Here is a 23,318-nt window from a genome sequence, read left to right on the forward strand (position 1 = left end):
GGGCCGGTCAGGCCCGACAGAGGCAGCTGGTCGAGCGCTTCAGATCGATGTGGCGCCGGCGCGAGAGCCGGGAGTACGCCGTGGCGTCGGTGAGGGAGGCAGCAGAGTCGTCGCTGTGCCGCATGCCGAACCTCCCCGTCTCCGGCCCCGGTCACGGGGCCACGCGCTTGCGGGAGTCATCGGTGACCCCGCCGGGCTTTCACCTGGAGCACCCCACCGCGCGGGAGGGTTGCCGGTCAGCGAGCCAGGGCTTGACGCTGACACTCAATGCCGTTGGTGATGCTACGGATCGATTTTGTCGTACGTCAATGCCGCAATGTGACGCCCTGTTCGGGAGAACGGGGTCGTCTCAGGTGCCGGGACGGATGGTGGACACACCTTGTTCCGTGTGCTTTGATCCGGCCATGGAGACCGCAGGTCAGGCACGCACGCCGCTGCTCGACCCGTTCTGGTCGGGCCTCCGCGCCGACCAGTTCGACCAGACCTGTCGCTGACCACTCGCTCCCCGTCGCATCCGCCTCCGCCGCGCCCTCACCTGGCTCCGGACCGGCGTCGCAGGCATCCCCCGACGCGCCCGCGTCCAGCCCCCGCCCGCTCGGAAAGAGCCGCATGGTCGTCAACAGCACTGCCCCGAACGGAGTGTTCGCCGCCCTACGGGTCCGTGACCACCGGATCTACTGGAGCACGGGCCTGGTGTCCAGCATCGGCAGCGCGATGCAGGGTGTCGCGCTGGACTGGTTCGTCCTGACGCTCACCCGGCCGCGGGCGCGGAAGACGCGCCCCGTCTCCCGGCCGCCGTGGACCGGGGCGGGCGCGGAGGGGCTGCGCTACGTGGCGGCCCGGCCCGAACTCGTCGGTGTGTTCACCGTCTTCGGCCTGAGCGCCACCTTCGCGGTCGACTTCCCCACCACGCTGGCCCTGTTCGCGGGGCGCGTCTTCGACGTCGGCTCCCGGGGACTCGGCCTCATGAACACCGCGCTGGCCGTCGGCACCGTCGCCGGGACGGTCGCCGCCACGCGCGGGGTCTCGCCCCGGGTACGGACGGTCGTCGTCGGCGCGCTGCTGTTCGGCGGTTTCGAGGCACGGGCGGGGGTCATGCCCACGTACGCCGCCTTCCTCGCCCTGCTGCTGCCCGCCGGCTTCACGTTGATGACGCTGAACACGGCGGTGAGCGCCTTCGTCCGGTCGGAGGTGAGCGACGCCATGCGCGGCCGGGTGATGGCGGTCTGCACGGTGATCTCCATGGGCGGCAGCCCGGTCGGCGCCCCCGTCATCGGCTGGATCTCCCAGCACGCGGGGGTGCGCTGGGGGCCGGGCGCTGGCGCGGCCACCGCCGTGCTGGCCGCGCTCGGCGTGGCGCTGTGGCTGACGCGGAGGTCACGCTCGGCACCGGCCCTCGTGGTGTCCGTCGTGTCGTCCGTGGCGGCCGCGTCGTCCGCACCGCCCGCGTCGGCCCCGCCGCCCCCGCCGCCCCTGCCGTCTGTGTCGTCCGTGTCGTCCGTACCGGCCACACCGCCCGCCCCGCCCGGCTTCCGGTCCGCGGCGGCGCCGGCCGGCCGCTCGCCCGCCACCGATCACCAGCCGTCACGCGAACAGTCCACCGGAGGCAAGCCCGATGACTGACCGTCACACCGGACTGCCCGGACTCCACCTCGCTCTGGAGACCGACGGTGGCGGCGCCCACCCCGCCGCTTCCTCGGCCCCTGCTCCTGCCCCGCCCGGCGCTCCGCAGGCGGTGCGGGAGACGGCCGTCGCCGCCGAGCGGGCCGGGTTCGCGCTCGTCACCTTCGCCGACGAGCCGCTACCGCCCGGCACGGTCGGCGGACTCGTCGGCCGGGTCGAGGCCGGCACCCGGGCCGCGTACGTGTCCGGCCTCACCGCCCGCATCGGACTCGCACCCACCCTGCACATCACGACCACCGAGCCGTTCCACCTCGCCACCCAGCTGGCGAGCCTGGACCACGCCTCGCACGGCCGGGCCGCCTGGCTGGTGGGAGCGGCGGCGGGCGCGGACGACCTCGCCACCGTCGGACGAACCCCGCTCTCCGGCGCCGCCCTGCACCGGGAGATCACGGACGTCGTCGACACCGCCCGCGCGCTGTGGGACTCCTGGGAGGACGACGCGGTCGTCAAGGACGTCGCCACCGGCCGCTTCCTGGACCCGGTCCGCGTGCACCACATCGATTTCGAGGGCGCCGGCTTCTCGGTGAAGGGCCCCCTGATCACCCCCCGCCCACCGCAGGGACAGCTCGTCGTCCTCGCTCCGGACGCGCTGGACATCGACGAGCGCGCCGACGTGGTCCTGGTGGCCCGCCCCACGCCCGCCGACATCGCCGCCCGCGCCCCGGACGGCACCGCGTGGTGGCCGGCGGCACGGCGACGCGCTGTTCCTCCGCGGTGTTCGTCCACCCGAGCCTGGACACGGTCGTGGCACCCCCGTCGGCCTTCGCCGACCCGGACGGCTCCGACTTCGAACCCGTCTCGGTGTGGGAGCGTGCCCGTGGCAACGTCTAGGAGTTCCTGCGGGTCTTCGGCCGCCCCGAGCAGCTCGCGGCCTGGCGGGAGAGTCGCCCCTACGTCGCCGAAGTCACCGCGTGAACCAGCCGAAGGAGAGCCGCCCATGACCACGTTCCCCACCGCACAGGCCGTGCGGACCACCCCCGAGGGGCTCCTGTGGGAGCCGAGCGAGCGCTGGGTGCGCGGCCGCAAGGGTGACGTCACGGTGGTCGACAGCCGCCACCCCGTCCTCGTCTGGGAGCCGGGTGTTCCCGTACCGCTGTACGCGTTCCCGCGCACGGAGGTACGCGAGGAGCTCCTCCGGCCCGCCAAGAACCCGCCGACGGGTACGCACACCGGCTCGAGGATCTTCTACGACGTCGAGGTCGACGGCGAGCTGCTGGAGAACGCGGCCTGGACCTTCCCGGCCGCCGACCTGGCCGACCACATCGCCTTCGAGTGGTTCCGGCGCGTCGGGCGGGGCCTGGACCACTGGTACGAGGAGGAGGAAGAGATCTTCGTCCACCCCCGTGACCCGCACAAGCGGGTGGACGCCATCCCCAGCAGCCGTCACCTCGTGGTCGAGATCGACGGCACGGTCGTCGCCGACACCCGCCGGCCGGTCCTGCTCTTCGAGACCGGCCTGCCCACCCGCTACTACATCCCGCGCGAGGACGTCCGCCTCGACCTGCTCGAAGCCACCGACCACCACACGGGCTGCCCGTACAAGGGCACCGCCGAGTACTGGTCGTGGCGCGCAGAGGCCGCCGTCCCGCCCAACGTCGTCTGGAGCTACCCGGACCCGCTGCCCGCGGTGGGCGCCGTCCAGGGACTCCTCGCCTTCTACAACGAGGCCGTCGACATCACCCTTGACGGGGAGCGGGTGGCGCGCCCCGTCACCCACTTCACCAAGGCGCTCTCGGAGTAGCGGCACACCTGACGAGCAACGACCGCCGCGTCCGGCCCGACGGACCGCGCCGGTCCGCGGTCGGGCACACCGCGACGGGGCCTGGCGTGTCGCCCGACAGCCAGGCCCCGTCGGCCGTTGCGCGACGACCTCTCCGGAGCGGCCGATGTTTCCGCAATGTGAGGGCTGTCCGGAACATATTGACCGACGGCGCGGACCTCTGCTCAACTCACCTTCCATGACCCCGCGCGTGGATTTGACCCGGAGGCGCCACATCGACCTGGCGCACGTCTCCAGCGCGTTCTGTTGTCGTTGATCCGGAAGGCGAGTCGCTGATCCGCTGAGCGGATCCCGGCATCGGCCGGTGTGCGCCCCTGGCGTACGTCCGGAAGGGGCGGTGCGCGGCGTCCGCCTCGGCGGTGCCCTGCTCACGGGAGCGCGGCGACCACCGCGCGCCCGCTTCTCCCTTCCGGCTCCCCGGCTCCCTCGGGGGCAGTGCGCAGAGTCCGAGCCCGGCCTCCCTCCGGCATCGCTCGCGAGGTCGCAGGGCTCTCTCGCCGCGACCGGACCAAGCACCCGCCTCGGCGCCGTCCACCGTCGCTCGTCACCCCTTCACTCCGACTCCCAGCATCCGGCCCTGCGCCCCATTCCTGGAGAGGGACCCCCTCATGCCTCCGACCATCCGCAAGCTGACGGGCCGTATCGGCGCGCTCGTCGACGGCGTCGACCTCGCCGCGCCCACCGATCCCTCGACCGTCACGGCGCTCCGTCATGCGCTCAACGAGCACAAGGCGATCGTCTTCGCCGACGTGAACCTGGACAACGCCGGTCAGGAGCGGGTGGCCGGCTGGTTCGGCGACCTGACGACCGCCCACCCGAACGTGCCGGCCGCCGACGGGACCACGAACGTGCTCGCCGTCGACAGCGAGACGTCGAAGGCGAACGAATGGCACACGGACGTCACCTTCGTGCTCAACCCGCCGCAGCTCACGACGCTCCGGTCCGTCGTGACCACGCCCTACGGCGGCGAGACGCTCATCGCGAACGCCGCCGCGGCCTACCGCGACCTGCCCGAACCGCTGCGGGCCCTCGCCGACACGCTGCGGGTCGTGCACACCAACCAGTACGACTACGCGCGCCCCGCCGCCGCTACGCCCGAACGGCAGGAGTACGACCGGGTCTTCGTCTCGACGCCGTACGAGACGGAGCATCCCCTCGTACGGGTACATCCGCTGACGGGCGAACGCGGGCTGTTCATCGGCGGGTTCGCCAAGCGCATCGCCGGCCTGTCGAACAGCGACTCGGCCGATCTGCTGCGCGTCTTCCAGTCGTACGTGACCCGCCCCGAGAACATCCTGCGCTGGTCCTGGGCCCCCGGCCAGCTGCTGATCTTCGACAACAGGATCACCCAGCACTACGGGGTCGACAACTACGACGACCACCCGCGCCGCCTCAACCGTGTGACGGTCGCCGGCGACGTGCCGGTCGGCGTCGACGGCCGGCGCAGCGAGCAACTCGTCGGCGACGCCTCGCACTACAGCAAGGTGCTGGAGGTGGCGGCATGACCGAGGTCGGTCTCAAGGCACCGGCGGTCGTCCCGGCGGCCGCCGAGTCGCCGAGCGCGTCCGGACGCGAGGTGTTCCTGCCGCTCGACGCCCGCCGCCGGACCCCGCTGCACACGCTCCGCGAGCGGCTGCGCTGGCCGCTGGGCATCTACACCACGCCGGTCGTCGTTCTCGTCGCCTGGGAGATCCTCGCCAGGGCCGGAGTACTGCAGAAGACCTACGCTCCGGCGCCGACCTCCATCGTCCAGTCCGCCGTCGACCTGTGGCAACAGGGCGTCCTCGGACCCGACCTGGCCATCTCGCTGCAACGCGCCGGCATCGGCCTGGCCGTCGGACTGACGGTGGGCATCGTCAGCGGGGTACTGGGCGGGCTGCTGCGCAGCGGCGAGTACCTGTTCAACGGGGTCGTGCAGATCCTGAACACGATCCCGCTGCTGGCGGTGCTGCCGCTGATGATCGTGTGGTTCGGCATCGACGAGCTCACCAAGGTGCTGCTGATCTCCTTCGGAGCCGGCGTCCCCATGTACGTCAACCTCTTCGCCGCGATCCGCGGTGTCGACCAGCGCCTCATCGAGATGGCCCGGACGACGGGGGCGGGCACCTGGCGGCTGGTGACGCGGGTGCTGGTGCCCGGGGCGCTGCCGGGATTCCTGGTGGGCCTGCGGTTCTCGCTCGCCTACAGCGTCCTGGGCCTCGTCGCGGCCGAGACGGTCAACGCCGACAAGGGCCTCGGCTTCCTCATCACGCAAGGGCAGACGTACCTGCAGACCGACCAGGTCTTCGTGGGGCTGGTGATCTACTCGCTCCTCGGTCTGCTCGCCGACCAGTTCGTCCGGGTTCTCGAGCGGGTGCTGCTGCGGTGGCGTCCCAGTTATGAGGCGTCATGAGCACCACCGTCGAGACACAGCTCCGGCAGCAGACCGGCGCCGTCGTGGAGAAGGTCGTCCGGCGGTTCGGCGACCGGGTCGTCCTGGACCGGCTGGACCTCACCATCGCCGACGAGGAACTGGTGGTCCTGCTGGGCCCCTCCGGCTGCGGCAAGAGCACCCTCCTGCGCCTGCTCGCCGGTCTCGACCGGCCCGACGGCGGACGGGTGGAGGTCCCGGCCAGCCGCGCGATCGTCTTCCAGGCCGACCGGCTGCTGCCGTGGCAGCGGGTGCTGCGCAACGTCACCCTCGGCCTGCACGGACCGGACGCCGACCAACGGGCCCTCGACGTACTCGCCGAGGTCGGGCTCGCGGGCCGTGAGAAGGCCTGGCCCAAGGAGCTCTCCGGCGGCGAGGCCCAACGGGTCTCCCTGGCACGGGCGTTGGTCTCGGAGCCCGAACTCGTGCTGCTCGACGAGCCGTTCGCGGCACTCGACGCGATCACCCGGCTGCGCATGCACGACCTGGTGCGAGCGCTGCGCAGCAGACACCACGCGGCCATGCTGCTCGTCACCCACGACGTCGACGAGGCGATCGCGCTGGCCGACCGCGTCGTCGTCATGAGCAACGGACGCATCGGCACCTCCCACCGCGTCGAGCTGTCGGCCCCGGACCGCGAGGCGAGCGTCGCCCGTGAGGAACTCCGCTCCGCACTCCTCGAAGACCTCGGTCTCGCCAACCAGCACTGAATCCAGCCGGCTCCACACGAGTCATCTCCCCGCTTCCTCCCGTCCCCTGCACAGAAAGCACGTGAGAACCATGCCCACAAGAACCTCCCGGATCGTCGGCGCCCTCGGCCTGCTCGCCCTCGCGGGCCCCCTCGCCGCCTGCGGATCGGAGTCGGAGGCGGCGGCACCGCTGAGCAACGTGAGCGGATCGAGCGGCGACAGCCACCCCGAGTGGAAGAACTACACGTTCACCATCGGTGACAACGGCGGCGACGGCAGCCAGGAGCTGGCGAAGATCACCGGCGTCTTCGACAACGCGCCGTACAAGGTGAAGTTCGCCCGCTTCACCTACGGCCCGCCGCTCGTCCAGGCCGCCGCGTCGGGCGACATCGACCTGGGCAGCGTCGGCGACGTGCCGCCGATCACCGGCGCCGCGAAGGAGTACGGCTTCAAGGTCGTCGCCGTGAACCGTTCCCTGAGGCCCGACCAGGCCAACGAGAACATCATCGTGCCGAAGGGCTCGACGCTGAAGACGCTCGCGGACCTCAAGGGCAGGAAACTCGCCGTCCCGCAGGGCAGTTCGGCCCACGGTCTGGCCCTGAACGCGCTCAAGAGCGCCGGTCTCGGTCCCAAGGACGTGAAGCTCGTCTTCCTCGACCCGGCGGCCGGTGCCACCGCGTTCAACACCGGCAAGGTGGACGCCTGGTCCATCTGGAACCCGCAGTCGGCCATCGCGGTGAAGAACGGTGCGCGGATCCTGGCGAAGGGCCTCCCGCCCATCGACCAGACGAGCAGCTACTACGTCGCGAGCGAGAAGTCGCTGAACGACAAGACGAAGCGGGCGGCCCTCACGGACGTCCTCAAGCGGCTGGCCCACGAGTTCGCCTGGGCCATCAAGCACGAGGACAAGTACGCGGAGGCGATATCCAAGGAGGAGGGCATCCCCCTGGCCGACGCGAAGGCCTCCCTCGAAACCTTCGAGACCCGCGTGACCCCCGTGGAGAAGTCGGACATCGCGGCCGAGCAGAAGCTCGCCGACGCCTTCCTGGAGGCGGGCCAGATCACCAAGACGGTCGACGTCGCGTCGATCACCGACAACCTCCTCCCGGCCGGTTACGACAGCTCGAAGCTGGAGGTCGGTTCATGAGCCCGGTCAGCCGCGGAGAAGAGCGACCTCGCCGGCTCCACCTCAACGCCTTCCTCATGGAGGCCGGCCACCACGAGGCCGCCTGGCGGCTTCCGCACAGCGACCCACGGGCGGACTTCGACCTGCGGCACTGGATCGAGCTGGCCCGGCTGGCCGAGAGCGCCAGGTTCGACTCGCTGTTCCTCGCGGACGGCCCGGCCCTGAACGGCACCGGCGAGTTCCGGCCGCCGGGCCAGCTCGAACCGCTGACGCTGCTGACCGTCCTGTCCCAGGCGACCAGCAGGATCGGCCTCATCGCGACCGTGTCGTCCACGTACAACGAGCCCTACAACCTCGCCCGCCGCCTCGCCTCGGTCGACCACGTCAGCGGCGGCCGCGCGGGCTGGAACATCGTCACCTCGGCGGGCGCCGACGAGGCGGCCAACTTCGGCCTCGTCGACCGTCCCGACCACGCCCTGCGCTACGCCAGGGCCGACGAGTTCCTCCAGGTCGCCAAGGCGCTCTGGGACAGCTGGGAGTCCGAGGCCGTGGTGGCGGACAAGGCCACGGGGCGCTACGCGGACCCGGCCCGGCTCCACCGGCTCGACCACCGGGGCGCCCACTTCTCGGTGGCTGGCCCGCTCAACGTCGAGCGTCCGCCGCAGGGTTACCCGCTGCTCGTCCAGGCCGGCTCCTCCGAGGACGGCAAGGACTTCGCGGCCCGGCACGCCGAGGCGATCTTCACCGCTCACCGGACGTACGAGCGCGCGGCCGCCTTCTACGCCGACATCAAGGCCAGGACCCGCGCCGCCGGACGTGACCCGGACGGCGTGATCGTGCTGCCGGGGATCGTCCCCTACATCGGGTCGACCGAGGACGAAGCGCGGGCGCTGGCGAAGGAGTTCGACGACCTGCGGGTACCGGAGTACGGGCTGCGCCAGCTGGCTTCGATCTTCGAGACCGAGCCGTCGGTGTTCGAACTCGACGCCCCGCTGCCGGACTTCGTCCTCGCCCGGCCGAAACTGGAGGGCTCGCAGAGCCGCTCCGACCTCATCATCGAGCTCGCCGTACGCGAGAAGCTGACGGTCCGCCAGATCATCTCGCGGCTCGGGGGCGGCCGCGGCCACTTCGAGTTCGTCGGCACGCCCGAGCAGGTGGCGGACACGATCATCGCCTGGTTCGAGGGCGGTGCCGCCGACGGCTTCAACATCATGGCACCGGCCCTGCCGTCCGGCCTGGCGGCCTTCGTCGAACACGTGCTGCCGATCCTGCGCGCCAAGGGCCTGTTCCGGGAGGAGTACGAGGGCACGACACTGCGCGAGCACTACGGGCTGCCGGTGCCGCCCAACCAGTTCCATCGGGCGCGGACGCGTGGGTCCGGTGGCTGACACCGGACCGCCGGCCCTGCGCGTCCAGGGGCTCAGCAAGACGTACGAGGACGGTTACACCGCGGTGGCCGGGCTGGACCTGGAGATCCCCGACGGGGCCTTCTTCGGTCTGCTCGGCCCGAACGGCGCCGGCAAGACCACGCTGATCGGCTCGGTGTGCAACATCGTCCGTCCCAGCACCGGCACGCTCACCGTCTTCGGCCACGACCACCGGACGCGCGAGGCCCGGCGGCTCCTGGGCCTCGCCGAGCAGGAGATCAACGTCGACCGGTTCCTGTCGATCCGTCAGATGCTGATCTACCACGCCGGATACCACGGTATCGGGAGGAGAGCGGCGGTCCGGCGTGCGGACGAACTGCTCGGGGTGTTCCGCCTCGACGGCAAGGCCGACGCCCGCGCCTACGAACTGTCCGGGGGCATGCAGCGCCGGCTGGTCATCGCCCGGGCGCTCATGCACCGCCCCCGCCTGCTCATCCTCGACGAGCCGACGGCCGGTGTCGACGTGGAGCTGCGATCGGAGATCTGGCGGCTGGTCAAGGGGCTCAACGCGGCCGGCACCACCGTCCTGCTCACCACCCACTACCTGGAGGAGGCCGAGACGTTGTGCGACGAGATCGCGCTGCTGCGGGCCGGCCGGATCGTCGACCGCGGCTCCGCGGCCTCCCTGCGCAGCCGGTACGCGGCGCGGGACATCTCGGAGGTCTACGACCGGGTGATCACGGGAGAGGGGGCGGCGTGACGAGCACCCCGGCGGACGCGGCTGCGCTCCCGTCGTACGACGAGCCCTTCGAGCCCGAACGCTCCCCGTTCATCTGGCTGTTGGAGCGGGAGGTCCTCCGCTTCCTGACCATCTGGCGCTACAGCGTCGTCGGCCCGGTGCTGTCGACCGTGCTGTTCGTCGTCGTCTTCGGCTCCGCCCTCGGCGGGCACGTCGACACGATCGACGGTGTCTCCTACGGCCGTTTCATCGTGCCCGGCCTCTTCGCGCAGGCGATCGTCAACGTCGGCTACTTCAACGGGACGACCAGCCTTTTCGAGGCCCGGCGCGACCGGTACATCCACGACGTGTTCGCCAGCCCGCTGCGCTGGTGGGAGATCAACGCGGCACTGGTGAGCGGGGGCATCGCCCGAGGCGCGGTCGTGGGCGGCGGAGTCCTGGCGGTGGCTCTGCCCCTGACCGGAAGCAGCAGCGTGGCCCGGCCCCTCGTGCTGCTGCCCGGCACCCTCGGCGTCCTCCTGGTGGCCGCGCAGGTGGGCGTGATCGCGGGCAGCCTCGCCAAGTCACTCGACCACGTCTACTCCATGGAGTCGATCATCCTGCTGCCGCTGGGCTTCCTCGGCGGCGTCTTCTACTCGGTCCGCCGGCTCCCGCCCGTCTGGGACGTCCTGAGCCACCTCGACCCGGTCTTCTGGCTGGTCCAGGTCGAGCGGATCGGCTTCCTCGGCCGGGGCGACGTCGGCGCGGGCTGGGCGCTGCTCGTGGTCTGGGCCCTCGCCGCCGCGCTCTCGGCATGGTCCGCCGCCATGTTCGCCACGGGCCGCCTCAAGCCCTGAACCCCGCCGTCCTCGCGCAGGGAAGGAAGGAGGACCCGGCCCCGCACCACCGGCTGCGCGGCCGCTCCCGCTTCGCGTTTCCGTGATGTGCGGGAGCTGGAGGAGTCCGGACTGCTCGGTGGGTATCGCCGCGAACTCGGCTGCGGCAAGGGCAGAGCACTACGGTGCGCGTACGGCCGTAGGGCCCCTGCACCCCGACTGAGAACCGGCGCCGGCCCCGCCACCGACGACGTGTCGTCACGCCTGACCGAAGGTGCGCAGGGCCAGTCCTTGGCGCAGCCGGGTCAGCCGGTCGATCTCGGCGTCGAGGGCCGCGAGCCTGCGGGCGATCACCCCGGAGCCGGGTCGGTCGCTGTCGGGGTGCCCGCATCGCCCCGGAGGGAGCTCGCCGAGCAGGGCGAGCCGGTCGGCGAGACTGCGCAGGTCCTCGACGGTGAGACCGAGCGCCAGCAGCTCACGGATGACCCGGACCCTGGCCACCTCGTCCGGTCCGTACTCACGCTGCCCGGCGGCCGTGCGCCGCGGTGGCGGCAGCAGTCCCCGTTCCTCGTAGAACCGCAGTGCCCGCGGGGTGGTCCCCGCCGCTGCCGCCGCGTCCCCGATCCGCATGTCCACCCCCGAGCCTCAGCCTCCGTCGCCGCGACCGCGCGCCGACGTGTCACCGCGGCGGCAACTCCACGACGACGGTTCCGAAGTGCCGCCCCTCGAACAGTTCCTGCAACGCCCGTGGGGCCCTGTCCATGCCCGGGATCCGTGCCTGAGGGAAGGTGATCTCGCCGGAGCGCAGCCAGTCCCCGAAGCGCTTGGTCCACTCCGCCCCGACGTCGGGATGGTCCTGTCCGCTGTAGCCGTGCAGCGAGATGCCCTGGCCGACGAGGCGGAAGGTGTCGATCTCCGTGGGTGAACTGCCCCCGCCGCGGCTCGGCGACAGCTGTCCCGACAGCGCCCCCACCAGGGCGAAGCGGGCGCCCCGGCGCGCGATGCGCACGGCCGCGGTGAGCTGCTCACCGCCGACGTTGTCCAGGAGCACGTCGATGCCGTCCGGTGCCGCCGAGGCCAGTTGCTCGTCGAGGGGCCGGGTCCCGGGCACCACGACCGCGTCGTAGCCCAGTTCGGTCCGCAGCCGCTCGGCCTTGGCCGGCGACCGGGTGCTCCCGATGGTCCTCCCGGCGCCCAGCAGCCGGGCGATCTGGCCCGCCAGCGTTCCCACGGCTCCGGCCGCTCCCGTGACGAACACCGTGTCGCCGGGGCGGACTTCGGCGAGCCGGGTCAACGCCCCGTAGGCGGCCGACCCGGACGAGAGGTGGGCCACCGGGTCGGGCAGGAGGTCACCGAGCGGAGTGCAGTCCGTCGTCGCGACGAGCGCGTACTCGCGCCACCCGAGCAGATGCGTGACCGTGTCCCCCGGACGCAACGGACCGCCGGGCCCGGCCGCGACGACCTCACCCACCGCGGGACCGTACAGCGTGTCGCCGGGGTGGATGCGGGGGAGCGGCATGCCGTCGGCCTCGTCCCCGATCAGTGTGCGCAGCCCGGGAAAGACGAGGAAGTACTGGTTCCTGACGAGGACTTGCCCCGGCCCGGGGTGGGGGACCGACCTCGGCGTGATCGTGAGGTGTGCGGGCCCAGGCAGCCCGCCGGGTGTGTCGGACAGCAGGATCTCGCGGGATGTGGAGGGCAGGTCGGCGGCCATGTCGGGGCTCCTGAACGGGTTCGGGGGTGGGGGTGCGAGGACTGCGGCAACCGGTCCGGTCGGGCTGCCGGAGCGCAGAACCTAACCCCTGACGCGTACGTCAAGGGCAAGTCGGTCCTGCTGCCTCTCTACGGCGCCACGGAGCAACTCCGCTACGACAGAGGTACGTTCGGTGAGTCAGGCCCTCGGTCGTGCCGACTCGGACGCTCCGTTGACACCCTGCGCCCCACGTGCTTCCATCCCGCCATGCCGTCGCCGGAGCCTCTGACTCGCCGCCGCGCCGTGGACCTCGTCCGGGTCGCCGCCGCGCTGTGTCGGACGAGCGGCTGACCGCGCCCTCCCCTCGCTGACAGCTCGTTCAACCGCCAGTCGGGCACGCCCAGTTGTGTCAGCTGCCGCCGGATGCCCGGGCCCCCGGCCCGCGCCGCCCCCTGCCGTGCTCCTTCGCCCCCTCATGACGAGGACCCGCCATGTCTGCTGCCAACCCCTCCGATCACCGCCACGAAACCGACTACGACCGCCGGAGGCTGCGCCAGTGGCTCGCCGGTGAGGCCAGGGCCGACGGGGTCACCCGCCGCCGGCTGCTCACCCTGCTCGCCGCCACCGCCGCCGGGACCGCACTCGGGAGCCCCCGCTCCGCCCGCGCCGCCGTCGCCGGAATCGTCAAGCCGCTGCCGCCCGAGTGGTTCATCGAGCGCGGCACCAACGCCGAGACCCGCTGGGAGGCACTGCGCGGGACCGGCCACCACACCCCCAACGAGCTGTTCTTCGTGCGCAACCACACCGCCACCCCCGTCCTGGAGGCCGACGACTGGCGGCTGAGACTGTGGGGGAGCGGACTGCGCGGCGGCCCGGGCGAGGACCGGCCGGTGGAGTTCGGGTACGACGACCTGCGCGCCCTGCCGGCCGTCACCCGGACCGCCTTCGTCGAGTGCGCCGGCAACGGCCGCTCCTACTACACGACACAGCAGGGCGAGACCGTCACCGGCACCGCGTGGACCCTCGGCGCGATCGGGGTCGCACGCTGGCGCGGGGTGCGCCTCGCCGACGTGCTGCGCAGGGCCGGGCTCTCCCATGACGCCGTGGACGTGCAGCCGCGCGGCCTGGACGCCGAGTACGTCAGCGGCGGCGAGAGCCTCGGCCGGGTACGCCGTCCGCTGCCGTTGGCCAAGGCACTGGACGACGTACTGCTCGCGTACGAGATGAACGGTGAGCGGCTCCCGTACGATCACGGGTATCCCGTGCGGGTGCTGGTGCCCTCCTGGGTGGGGATCGCGTCGATCAAGTGGGTCGGTGACATCGAGGTGTCCGCCGAGCCGCTCTACTCGCCCTGGAACACCACCTTCTACCGCCTGTTCGGCCCCGCCTACCCGGAGGGCGGCAGCGCACCGCTCACCCGGCAGGCGACGAAGAGCGCCTTCGAGCTCGCCGACGGTGCCACGTTCACGGCGGGGCACCGGCACGTGCTGCACGGACGGTCGTGGTCGGGTGCGGGCGCCGTCGCCCGGGTCGACATCAGCACCGACGGCGGGACGAGCTGGCGCCGTGCCCACCTACGCGACCGGCCCCGCGCCGGTACCTGGACCCGCTGGACCCTCGACTGGCAGCCGGAGGAACCCGGCGCCACCCACCTGCTGGCCCGGGCCACCGACACCGCCGGCCGCACTCAGCCGGACGTCGCCGTGCCCAACACACAGGGCTACCTGTTCGACGCGGTGGTACGGCATCCGGTGAGCGTGGTGTGACGGTTCGCCGACCCACCTTCTGATCCGGCGACGTCCTCGGACCGCGACGCTCAGCGGACTTCGGAGAGCCTGCCCGTGGCCACGTCGAAGACGAAACCGCGGACGCGGTCCTTGTGCACGACGAAGGGGTCCGCCTTGATGCGCGCGATGGACTGCCGCACGTCCGTGTCCAGGTCGGCGAAGGCCTCCGCCGCCCAGGGCGGACGGATTCCGGTGTCCTTCTGGATCGTGTCCTTGAACCCGTCGTCGGTGAAGGTCAGCATGCCGCAGTCGGTGTGATGGATGAGGATGATCTCCTCGGTGCCGAGCAGCCGCTGGCTGATGGCGAGCGAGCGGATCTCGTCCTGGGTGACCACACCGCCCGCGTTGCGGATGACGTGGGCCTCGCCGTCGTTCAGGCCGAGGAGCGCGTAGACGTTCAGCCGGGCGTCCATGCAGGCCACGACGGCGAGCTGCCGGGAGGGCGGCAGGGGAAGCGGGCCGGAGAAGGACTCCGCGTAGCGGGCGTTGTTGGCCAGCAGTTCATCGGTCACGGACATGGGGGCCTCGGCTCTCTGGTGCGACGGGTGACGGGCGACACGGGGTGGGCGATGGCACGGTGCGGCCCCGGACCTCCCGGGCCGCGGAGCACTGTCACGCGGCCCGGCTACAGAACCCGTCGAAGAGATGGACGCGACGCGAGGGCCAGAAGCCCGTCAGCGTGGCGGCGAAGGTCGCCATTTCTCCAGTGAACCGGCGGACGCACCCGTCGGCAAGAGAATGGATGTTCGGTCACCTCCTGACGGCCGCGAGTATTGCGGCTCCGTGAAATGAAGATGTGCGGGCGGCGGAATCGCCCCCTGTGCTGCATACAGTTGCATGCACTTGACCGCCGACCGCGTCCGAGAGCCACGGAGACACCCCGCCATGGAAGAACTCACCTGGGAGAGCCCCGAGATCGCCGACGGCATCGCCGCCATCCGGTCGGCGTCGCCCTTCGTCTACGGCCTGACCAACTACGTCGCCGCCAACCTGAGCGCGAACGTGCTCCTGGCCGTCGGCGCCGGACCCGCCATCGGTGCCGCGGCCGACTTCCCGACCGTCTTCCCGGCCGGTGCCGGCGGGGTGTGGATCAACACCGCGGCGCTGATCAGCAACCCGGCCGAGCCCCTGGTCGACGCGGCCCGCACCGCACACGCGGCCGGCACGCCCTGGGTGCTGGACCCGGTCGCGGCCGGCGCGGGCGCCACCGAGTACGACGCCTTCGTGAAGGCCCTGCTCGACCACCGGCCCACGGTGATCCGCGGCAACGCCAGCGAACTCGTCGCGCTCGCCGGCGGCGACAGCACCGGCAAGGGCGTCGAGACCACCCTCTCCTCGGCGGACGCGATAGGCGCCGTCGAGGAACTCGCCCGGCAGACCGGCGCCGTCGTCGCGGTCAGCGGCCCCACGGACTATCTGACCGACGGCACCCGAACGGTCGCCGTCCCCGGCGGCGACGTCCGGCTGACTCAGGTCACCGGCGCCGGATGCAGCCTCGGCGCGCTGATCGCCGGCGCCCTGGCCGTCGTACCCGACCCGCTCACCGCCGCCGCGGTCGCCCATGTCGCCTTCGCCACCGCGGCCGAACGCGCGGGCGCCCGTACCACCGGCACCGGGTCCTTCGCGGTCGCGCTCCTGGACGAACTGTCCCTGCTGGGCACGTGACGGCGACGCCCCGCACGGCAGTACCACCGCACGACACCTGGAGCACCCCTTGAGCACCACCCACGATCCGGCCGCCCCGCGCCTGCACCTGGCCGCCTTCCTCAACGCCGGCCCGCAGGGCACCGCCGGCTGGCGCCACCCCGACGCGGGCGACGGTTTCCTCACCGCCGCCCACTACACGCACATCGCCCGAGTCCTGGAGGACGCCGGATTCGACCTCGCCTTCGTGCCGGACTCCCTCGCGGTACCCAGAAGCCTCGGCGGCTCCTACGCCCCGGCGGTCACCTGGGGCACCGGCACCCCACGCCTCGACCCGGTCCCGGTCATCACCCTGATGGCCGCCGCAACCCGGCACCTCGGCGTCGCCGCCACCGTCTCGACCGGCTACCAGGAGCCCTTCCACGTCGCCCGCGGCATGGCCACGCTCGACCACCTCCTCGACGGACGCGCCGGCTGGAACGTGGTCACCAGCTTCCAGGACGCCGAGGCCCAGAACTTCGGCCAGGACCGGTTGCCCGAACGGCAGGCGCGCTACGCCCGCGCCGAGGAGTTCCTCGAAGTCACCGCCCGGCTCTGGGACAGCTGGGGCGACGAGGCGATCGTCGGCGCCAAGGAGAGCGGGGTCTTCGGCCGCCCCGAGGCCGTGGAAGCGCTGGACCACCGTGGCGAACACTTCGCCGTACGCGGGCCGTTGAGCGTGCCGCGCCCGCCCCAGGGCTATCCCGTGATCATCCAGGCCGGCGCCTCCCCGGCCGGCCGCGACTTCGCCGCCCGCTGGGCCGACGTCGTCTTCTGCAGCCACGAGTCACTGGAGTCGGCCGTCGCCTTCTACGCCGACGTCAAGGCCCGCGCCGCCGCCCGGGGCCGCGACCCGGACCAGCTCAAGATCCTGCCGGCCGCGACCACCGTGGTGGGCACCGATCTGCGCGACGCCCTCGCCAAGCACGAGGCGTTCACCGAACTCGTCCACCCCGAGGCGGGGTTGTCCCGGCTCGCGTACCACGTCGACGTCGATCTCACCCGCTACGACCTCGACGGCCCCCTGCCCGCCCTCGATGAGGTCGGCGTCGAGGGCCACTACCGCGAGGTCGTCGAGTTCGCCGAGCGGGAGAAGCTGAACGTGCGCGAGATCGGCCGCTGGTACGGGGCCCGTACCGAGGGCAACATGATCGGCTCCGCGTCGGACATCGCCGACACGATGGAGCTGTGGCTGGACAGCGGCGCGGCGGACGGCTTCATGATCCAGGCCACCCATGTGCCCACCGCCTTCGAGGAGTTCGCCGCCCATGTGGTACCCGAACTGCGTCGGCGCGGCCTCGTGCGCACCGACTACGCGGGCGCCACCCTGCGCGAGAACCTGGGCCTCGCCCGGCCGGAACGCGGCGAGTGGCGCAACCGCGCCGCGTCGACAGCGACGCCGCCGGCGGGGGAGCGGCCATGACATCCGGCACGAGCGCCCTCGTTGACGCCGCCTGGCTGCGCGACCGGCTCGGCGAGATGGTCCTCCTCGACGCCACCGTGGACCGGCACACCGGCCCCGACGGCGGCAAGATCTTCGTCAGCGGGCTCGGCCTCCACACCGAACGCCGCATCCCCGGCGCCCACTTCGCCGACCTGATCGCGGGCTTCTCCGACCCTGAGGCCCCCTTCAACTTCACCTGCCCGTCCCCGTCCCGGATCGCCTCCCACGCCCGCGACCTCGGCATCCGCGAGGACTCCACCGTGGTCGTCTACGACCGGCTCACCGGTGCCTGGGCGGCCCGTGTGTGGTGGGTGCTGCGCACCGCCGGGATCACCCGCGTCCGCGTCCTCAACGGCGGCCTCACCGCCTGGGAGGCGGCCGGACTACCGGTCACCGACGGCCGCGAACCCGCCCCCGCCCCCGGAGACGTCGTCGCGCGCCCGGCCGGTGACGGCTTCGTGGGGCTGGAGCGCATGAAGCGGATCGCCGACGGAAGCGACCCCACCCCGGCGGTCTGCGCCCTGCGCCGTACCGAGTACCTCGGCACGCCCGGGCGGCCGCGTTCCGGCCACATACCGCGCACGACCAGCCTGCCGTACGCCGACCTGCTCGGCCCCGACAACACCCTCGCCCACGAGCGGACCGCTCGCCTCGCCGGTGCCCACGGGATCCGGGCCGGCGACGGCACCGTGCTCTACTGCGGTGGGGCGATCAACGCGGCCGGGCTCGCCCTGGCCCTGCACGAGATCGGCATCGACGACGTGCTGCTGTACGACGGCTCGCTCTCGGAGTGGCGGGCCGACCCGGCGCTGCCGCTGGTCGTCGGCCCGGAGGCGGACGACGCCGCCGAGGGCCGGGACTGACCACAGCCCCGGGCATCGGGCATGATCCGGGGCAGCCCGCGAACCGTTTCGCGGGCCGCCCCGCGACGAGGACACGGATGAAGAGCACAAGGGACACGATCTACGACGAGCTACGGCACCGGCTCACCGCCGGCCGGTACCCGCAGGACGCCTCCCTGGTCCCGCTGGCACTGAGCGAAGAGTTCGCGGTGTCGCGCACGCCGGTCCGCGAGGCCCTGGCGCTGCTGGAGCGCGACGGACTCCTGGTGAGCACCCGGCGCGGTTTCGCCGTACGGCAACGGTCCGACGAGGAGATGCTCGAACTCTTCGAGCTGCGCGCCGTGCTGGACGCCCTGCTCGCCTCCTCGGCGGCGATCCGGCGCAGCCCGGTGGACCTGGCCCGGCTCGACGCCCTGCTGGAGCACGCCGGGACCCTGGACGACCCGGGGCAGATCCGCCGCAGCCTCAACGAGTGGCACGACACGGTACGCGCCGCCGCCCACAACGCCACCGTCTCGTCGCTGCTGCACACCGTCGACGCGCAGGTGAAGACCAGCGCGCCGTGGCAGACCCGCACGGTCGAGGACACCTTCGACGCGACGCTCGCCGAGCACCGGGCGATCACGGAGGCGATCCGGGAAGGGGACGCCGAGACGGCACGGCTGCGCATGCTGGAGCACCACGAGCACGACCGGGACACGCGCATCCGGCAGAAGGTGCGCCGGGACACCGGCGGGGGCCTGCCGGCCGGCTGACGGCGGCCCCGGACCGCCGGGGACCGCCAGGGACCGCCCGTTGCGGGGTGCCGCATGCCCAGTCGTCTGGAAAGTGCGCTCTTGTCATGACAGGGCGGGACGGCGGACTCTGGCAGCAGGCACGGCGGTACGCGTACCGGACGTCGGATCCCCGACGGCCCTGAGGCGGCTCAGGAGGCTCCCGGATGTCGGTTTCACCGGAGTGCGGCGTTGACGGCCCTGCCGTCACCGAACAACAGGCGGAGGCGCTGGTCGAGGGGGTCTGTTTCAAGACGGGCCCGCCGCGCAGCGTGGGCGTCGAGGTGGAATGGCTCGTCCACCGGGAGCGTGCGCCGCACGAGTCCGTCGGCCGGGAGGAGCTGGCAGCGGCCCACGCCGACCTGCGAACCCTGCCGCTGACGTCCGGGCTGAGTATCGAGCCCGGCGGTCAGGTGGAACTGAGCTCCCGGCCGGCCCCGTCGCTGGCCGCGTGTGTCTCGGAGGTCTCCGCCGATCTGGATGCGGTGCGCACCGCACTGCGCCGGCACGGCCTGGCCCTGGCCGGGATGGGCGTCGACCCCTGGCAGCCCCCTCGCAGGTTCCTGCGGGAGCGGCGCTACGACGCGATGGAGGCCTGCCTCGACCGTACGGGCCCGGCGGGGCGCACCCTGATGTGCACGTCGGCCTCCGTCCAGGTGTGCCTCGACGCCGGACGGGAGGAGCCCGGGGTCATGGGGTTCGCGCGCCGCTGGTGGCTGGCGCACCACCTGGGTGCGGTCCTGGTCGCGGTGTTCGCGAACTCGCCGATGGCCGAAGGACGCGCCACGGGCTGGCTGTCCACCCGGCAGCTGAAGTGGACGGAGCTCGATCCGGGACGCGCCGGCGGGCCCTCCCCGGCCCACGACCCACGCCACGCCTGGGTCCGGCGGGTCCTCGACGCGCCGGTGATGTGCGTGCGCCGGGACGGCCCCTGGGAGGTTCCGGACGGAGTGAGCTTCCGCGAGTGGACCCGCTCGCGCACCATGCGCCCGCCGACCCACGCGGACCTCGACTATCACATCAGCACTCTGTTTCCTCCGGTCAGGCCGCGCGGGCACCTCGAACTGCGCATGATCGACGCACAGCCCGGCGACGACGGGTGGATCGTCCCGCTCGCGGTGGTCACGGCCCTGTTCGACGACCCGGAGGCCGCCGCTGTCGCGCACCGGGCCGTGGCGCCCCTGGCCGAGCGGGCCGCCGGGGCGCCGGCGCCGCACAATCCGCTGTGGACCGCCGCGGCACGCCACGGACTCGCCGACCCCGCACTGAGGCGCGCCGCCGTGACCTGCTTCGCCGCGGCGCTGGAGGCCCTGCCCCGGCTGGGCGCGGACACCAGGGTCATGGACACGGTCGCGGCCTACGCCGACCGCTACGTCCGCCGCGGCCGCTGCCCGGCCGACGACGTACTCGACCGCGAGGCGTCCGCGCGGCTCCGAGCGGAATGGTGAGCTGCGCCGCTCTGTTGCTCCCGGAGCGTGCGGGGACGTCAAGTCGCCTGTGGAGCGGGAGAGTTCGGGCCGCGTTGCGCTCAGGGCGATGCCGTGACGGGTGCCGACTCCGCGGCCGGGAAGACCGTGCTCGCGTTCGCGGGGCCCGAGGCCGGCTGAGCAGGGCGGAGCGTTCCCCGCGCCACGCCGACGGACCGGCACCCGGTGCCGGTCCGTCGGCGTGGTGGTCCAGTCGCCGAGGTGCTCAGCCCGCCTGCTGCCGCTCGTGCGCGGAGCGGTGGGTGAGGGGCGCGCGCAGGCCGAGGTGTTCGCGCAGTGTGGTGCCGGTGTACTCGGTGCGGTAGACGCCGCGTTCCTGGAGTTCCGGGACGAGCAGGTCGACGATGTCGTCGAGGCCGCCGGGGATGAGGTACGGCGTGACGTTGAAGCCGTCGACCGCGCCGTTCCGCACGAAGTGGGCGAACTTGTCGGCCAGGCCGGACGGAGTGCCGACGTGCCCGCGCTGCGGTCCGAGCGCGATGACGGTCTCGCGCAGCGACCAGCCGTGCGCCTCCGCCTTCGCCCGCCACTCGGCCACCACCGTGCGCGGGTCGGCGATCCGCCGGGCCCCGAAGGAGCCGTCGTTCTCGGCGACGACCGGGTCCTCCGCGGGCAGCGGCCCGTCGGCGTCGCGATCGGACAGATCGATGCCCCACAACAGCCCGGCGATCCCCAACGCCGTCGCGGGGGTGACCTGCTGGAGCCGGATCCAGCGCTTCTTCTCCTCGGCCTCCTCCTCGGTGGCGCCGATGATGATCTCGGTGCCGGGCAGGATCCGCAGGTCGTCGTCGGGCCGTCCGACCGCGCGCAGCCGGCGCCGGATGTCCTCGGCGAAGGCCAGCGCGTCGTCGAAGTCGTTGCCGTGTGCGGAGAAGATGACGTCGGCGTTGCGGGCGGCGAAGTCGCGCCCCTCGCCGGAGTCGCCGGCCTGGAAGATCACCGGGTGGCCCTGGGCGCTGCGCGGCAGAGTGGGGGCGAGGTCGACGTCGAACTGCGGTCCCCGGTGGCGCACTCGGCTCACGGCGCCGGGCGTCGACCAGGTGGGCGCGGTCACGGACGCGGCGACGGCCTTGTCGTCCCAGCCGTCCCACAGGGCGCGGGCCACGGTGAGGAACTCCTCGGCACGCCGGTAACGGTCGGCGTGGTCGAGATAGCCACCGCGGCGGAAGTTGGCGCCGGTCCAGGCGTTGTCCGTGGTCACCACGTTCCAGCCGGCCCGGCCCTCGGAGAGGAGGTCGAGGCCGGAGAGGCGGCGGGCGAGGTCCGCGGGCTCGTTGAACGTGGAGTTGGAGGTGGAGACCAGGCCGATCCGGCGGGTGACCGCGGCCAGCGCCGCGAGCTGGGTGATGGCGTCCGGTCGTCCGGCCACGTCGAGATCGTGGATCCTGCCGTCGACCTCGCGCAGCCGCAGTCCCTCACCGAGGAAGAACGCGTCGAACAGGCCCCGTTCGGCGGTCTGGGCCACGCGCCGGAAGGAGGCCGGGTCGATCTGCGAGCCGCTGTCGGGGGCGGACCAGATCGTCCAGTGGTTGACGCCCTGGAAGAACACCCCGAAGTGCAGCTGGGCGTGCGGGCGGGGGACGTCGAGGGAGTCGGTGCGGGTCATCGGGTCTCCTCCTGGACGGCCGCGGCCGCGAAACGGTTGGCGGGGCGCTCTAGACCGAGGGTCGAGCGCAGCGACGTGCCGGGGAGCGGGCGGGTGACGAGCCGCCGCGCGGACAGTGCCGGCAGGACGAGGCGGGAGAGGACGGGCAGATCCTCGTCCAGGACGAGGGGATGCAGCCGCACCCCGTGCACGTGGCGACCCAACTCGACGAGAACGGACACCAGTTGCTCTGCGGAACCGATGTGCCGCAACCGCCCGCGGTCGGCCCACGGCGCATACCGTTCCAGGTCGGCGACGCGCTCGGCACCGGTCGCGTCCGGTGTGTCCAACGCGACCTCGACCTCGGCGAAGACGCGGGGTGTACCGGCGCCGACGGCGGCCGCGGCGACCGCGGCCGGATCGCGGCCCTCGACCAGGGCCACGTCGAGCTGCGCGGCGGGCACCCGGCCCGGGCGGCCCAGGACGACGAGCTGCCCCTGCGGGGGGCGCGGCACGATCGCCGGGCCCTTGACGGCGTAGGTCCCCCCGGTGAAGTCGACGTAGTGCAGCCGGTCCCGGTCGAGGTAACGGCTCGTGGCCACGGACCGGATCACCGCGTCGTCCTCCCACGAGTCCCACAGGGCGCGGACCACCTCGACACCGTCCCGGGACTCCCGGGCCCGCCCGGCCGCTTCAGCCGCCGGGGGACGCCCCCAGACCCGGGCCGCCTCGGGGTGGTCCTCCTCCGTCACCACCCACCCGGCGCGGCCGGCCGAGATGTGGTCCAGGGACGCCAACTGGCTGGAGACATGGAAGGGTTCGGCATACGTGACCGGGACGACGGGCGCGATCCCGATCGTGCTCGTGGACGCCGCGACGAAGGCCGCCCGCTCCACCGCCCCGATACGGCCGACGGGATCGGGCCCGGTACCGGGCGGCAGCACCCCGTCGTCCAGGGTGATCAGGGTGAACCCGGCGTTCTCGGCCACGGCGGCGAGCCCGGCCGCACGGCGCGGGGTGAGCAACTGGTCGGGTGCGTGGGCGGCGCGGCGCCAGGCCGCGGGGTGGGCGCCGTCGCCGTCGATCTCGACGGCGAGGTGCAGGGCAGGGCCGGACAATGCATGTTCCTTCCGGGAAACACGAACTCGGAGTCACGGGGCACGCGGCCACGGGGGAGAAGCCGGGCGAGGCCACGGCATGAGGGGCCGACGCGACGGGCCGGCAGGGATCAGCGGAGCGCGGAAGGACAGACGGCGGAGCAGGTGCGGCAGTAGTCGACATGCCGACGCACGATCAGTCGCACGCCACAGCGCCCACCTCGCGGTGCCGCGCCGGATACGTGCATCAAGGGCCTCCACCCGTCAGAAACCGATCGGTTCACCGTACGTCGCCCGCCCCCACGGGTGTCAAGAACA

Annotated in this window: 21 protein-coding genes, 1 pseudogene and 1 riboswitch; of the genes and pseudogenes, 16 read left to right on the forward strand and 6 right to left on the reverse strand. The window is 72.6% G+C overall.

Annotated features, from left to right (window positions below):
- Window positions 1-7 precede the first annotated feature (7 nt).
- Entirely contained in the window at window positions 8-124 is a 117-nt protein-coding gene (locus tag ACZ4UV_RS31475; RefSeq protein ID WP_390035654.1) for a putative leader peptide, read from the reverse strand.
- 34 nt (window positions 125-158) lie between these two features.
- Window positions 159-272: riboswitch (SAM riboswitch) on the reverse strand.
- Between the two features lie 337 nt (window positions 273-609).
- Between ACZ4UV_RS31475 and ACZ4UV_RS31480 the strand changes: the two genes are divergently transcribed.
- The 10 genes and pseudogenes from ACZ4UV_RS31480 (at window position 610) to ACZ4UV_RS31525 (ending at window position 10,630) form a co-directional block, all read left to right on the forward strand.
- Entirely contained in the window at window positions 610-1,623 is a 1,014-nt protein-coding gene (locus ACZ4UV_RS31480; RefSeq protein ID WP_451018091.1) for an MFS transporter, read from the forward strand.
- Window positions 1,616-2,335 (forward strand): annotated as a pseudogene (locus ACZ4UV_RS31485) (LLM class flavin-dependent oxidoreductase); the annotation flags it as partial. The gene ACZ4UV_RS31480 and the pseudogene ACZ4UV_RS31485, both read left to right, overlap by 8 nt.
- A 285-nt stretch (window positions 2,336-2,620) precedes the next feature.
- A complete protein-coding gene (locus tag ACZ4UV_RS31490) occupies window positions 2,621-3,424 on the forward strand; it encodes a DUF427 domain-containing protein (protein WP_451018100.1) in 804 nt (267 codons plus the stop codon).
- A 647-nt stretch (window positions 3,425-4,071) separates the two neighbouring features.
- Window positions 4,072-4,968: a TauD/TfdA dioxygenase family protein gene (locus ACZ4UV_RS31495; RefSeq protein WP_451018090.1), complete on the forward strand. Its 897-nt coding sequence runs from the start codon at window positions 4,072-4,074 to the stop codon at window positions 4,966-4,968.
- Window positions 4,965-5,855: an ABC transporter permease gene (locus ACZ4UV_RS31500; protein ID WP_467842417.1), complete on the forward strand. Its 891-nt coding sequence runs from the start codon at window positions 4,965-4,967 to the stop codon at window positions 5,853-5,855. Before ACZ4UV_RS31495 ends, ACZ4UV_RS31500 begins: the two co-directional genes overlap by 4 nt.
- Window positions 5,852-6,583 carry an ABC transporter ATP-binding protein gene (locus tag ACZ4UV_RS31505; RefSeq protein WP_451018088.1) on the forward strand — a complete coding sequence of 244 codons (732 nt, stop codon included), beginning with the start codon at window positions 5,852-5,854 and terminating at the stop codon, window positions 6,581-6,583. The genes ACZ4UV_RS31500 and ACZ4UV_RS31505 overlap by 4 nt, the downstream gene beginning before the upstream one ends.
- A 70-nt stretch (window positions 6,584-6,653) precedes the next feature.
- Window positions 6,654-7,709 carry an ABC transporter substrate-binding protein gene (locus tag ACZ4UV_RS31510; RefSeq protein ID WP_451018087.1) on the forward strand — a complete coding sequence of 352 codons (1,056 nt, stop codon included), beginning with the start codon at window positions 6,654-6,656 and terminating at the stop codon, window positions 7,707-7,709.
- Window positions 7,706-9,076, forward strand: a complete 1,371-nt coding sequence (locus ACZ4UV_RS31515) for an LLM class flavin-dependent oxidoreductase (protein ID WP_467842422.1) — start codon at window positions 7,706-7,708, stop codon at window positions 9,074-9,076. Before ACZ4UV_RS31510 ends, ACZ4UV_RS31515 begins: the two co-directional genes overlap by 4 nt.
- On the forward strand, window positions 9,069-9,815 hold the full coding sequence (locus ACZ4UV_RS31520; RefSeq protein ID WP_451018085.1) for an ABC transporter ATP-binding protein: 747 nt from the start codon (window positions 9,069-9,071) through the stop codon (window positions 9,813-9,815). Before ACZ4UV_RS31515 ends, ACZ4UV_RS31520 begins: the two co-directional genes overlap by 8 nt.
- Window positions 9,812-10,630: an ABC transporter permease gene (locus ACZ4UV_RS31525; RefSeq protein ID WP_467842426.1), complete on the forward strand. Its 819-nt coding sequence runs from the start codon at window positions 9,812-9,814 to the stop codon at window positions 10,628-10,630. Before ACZ4UV_RS31520 ends, ACZ4UV_RS31525 begins: the two co-directional genes overlap by 4 nt.
- Window positions 10,631-10,867: 237 nt before the next feature.
- Here ACZ4UV_RS31525 and ACZ4UV_RS31530 read toward each other — a convergent pair whose 3' ends face one another.
- Together ACZ4UV_RS31530 and ACZ4UV_RS31535 are read right to left on the reverse strand one after the other, a co-directional pair.
- A complete protein-coding gene (locus ACZ4UV_RS31530) occupies window positions 10,868-11,239 on the reverse strand; it encodes a MerR family transcriptional regulator (RefSeq protein ID WP_451018083.1) in 372 nt (123 codons plus the stop codon).
- 49 nt (window positions 11,240-11,288) lie between these two features.
- The gene (locus tag ACZ4UV_RS31535; RefSeq protein WP_467842430.1) at window positions 11,289-12,323 is read right to left on the reverse strand and encodes an MDR family NADP-dependent oxidoreductase; all 1,035 of its coding nucleotides are present in this window, start codon (window positions 12,321-12,323) and stop codon (window positions 11,289-11,291) included.
- Between the two features lie 470 nt (window positions 12,324-12,793).
- Between ACZ4UV_RS31535 and ACZ4UV_RS31540 the strand changes: the two genes are divergently transcribed.
- On the forward strand, window positions 12,794-14,068 hold the full coding sequence (locus ACZ4UV_RS31540; RefSeq protein WP_451018081.1) for a sulfite oxidase: 1,275 nt from the start codon (window positions 12,794-12,796) through the stop codon (window positions 14,066-14,068).
- 50 nt (window positions 14,069-14,118) lie between these two features.
- Here the strand turns inward: ACZ4UV_RS31540 and ACZ4UV_RS31545 are convergent, their stop codons facing one another.
- Window positions 14,119-14,607: a beta-class carbonic anhydrase gene (locus ACZ4UV_RS31545; protein WP_451018080.1), complete on the reverse strand. Its 489-nt coding sequence runs from the start codon at window positions 14,605-14,607 to the stop codon at window positions 14,119-14,121.
- 367 nt (window positions 14,608-14,974) lie between these two features.
- On the opposite strand from ACZ4UV_RS31545, the gene thiM reads away from it, so the two are divergent.
- The 5 genes from thiM to egtA all read left to right on the forward strand — a co-directional run bounded on the left by thiM (window position 14,975) and on the right by egtA (window position 20,279).
- Window positions 14,975-15,754: a hydroxyethylthiazole kinase gene (thiM, locus tag ACZ4UV_RS31550; protein WP_451018079.1), complete on the forward strand. Its 780-nt coding sequence runs from the start codon at window positions 14,975-14,977 to the stop codon at window positions 15,752-15,754.
- A gap of 49 nt (window positions 15,755-15,803) precedes the next feature.
- On the forward strand, window positions 15,804-17,195 hold the full coding sequence (locus tag ACZ4UV_RS31555) for an LLM class flavin-dependent oxidoreductase (RefSeq protein WP_451018078.1): 1,392 nt from the start codon (window positions 15,804-15,806) through the stop codon (window positions 17,193-17,195).
- Window positions 17,192-18,079: a sulfurtransferase gene (locus ACZ4UV_RS31560; protein ID WP_451018077.1), complete on the forward strand. Its 888-nt coding sequence runs from the start codon at window positions 17,192-17,194 to the stop codon at window positions 18,077-18,079. Before ACZ4UV_RS31555 ends, ACZ4UV_RS31560 begins: the two co-directional genes overlap by 4 nt.
- Window positions 18,080-18,156: 77 nt before the next feature.
- On the forward strand, window positions 18,157-18,813 hold the full coding sequence (locus ACZ4UV_RS31565; protein ID WP_451018076.1) for a GntR family transcriptional regulator: 657 nt from the start codon (window positions 18,157-18,159) through the stop codon (window positions 18,811-18,813).
- A gap of 185 nt (window positions 18,814-18,998) precedes the next feature.
- Window positions 18,999-20,279 (forward strand): ergothioneine biosynthesis glutamate--cysteine ligase EgtA, encoded by a 1,281-nt coding sequence (gene egtA / locus ACZ4UV_RS31570; RefSeq protein ID WP_451018075.1) that lies wholly within the window; start codon window positions 18,999-19,001, stop codon window positions 20,277-20,279.
- A gap of 244 nt (window positions 20,280-20,523) precedes the next feature.
- Here egtA and ACZ4UV_RS31575 read toward each other — a convergent pair whose 3' ends face one another.
- Together ACZ4UV_RS31575 and ACZ4UV_RS31580 are read right to left on the reverse strand one after the other, a co-directional pair.
- The gene (locus ACZ4UV_RS31575; protein WP_451017945.1) at window positions 20,524-21,924 is read right to left on the reverse strand and encodes an NtaA/DmoA family FMN-dependent monooxygenase; all 1,401 of its coding nucleotides are present in this window, start codon (window positions 21,922-21,924) and stop codon (window positions 20,524-20,526) included.
- Window positions 21,921-23,021, reverse strand: a complete 1,101-nt coding sequence (locus tag ACZ4UV_RS31580; RefSeq protein WP_467842439.1) for an LLM class flavin-dependent oxidoreductase — start codon at window positions 23,019-23,021, stop codon at window positions 21,921-21,923. The genes ACZ4UV_RS31575 and ACZ4UV_RS31580 overlap by 4 nt, the downstream gene beginning before the upstream one ends.
- Window positions 23,022-23,318: the final 297 nt, after the last annotated feature.

This window comes from Streptomyces sp. NPDC028289, assembly GCF_055565975.1.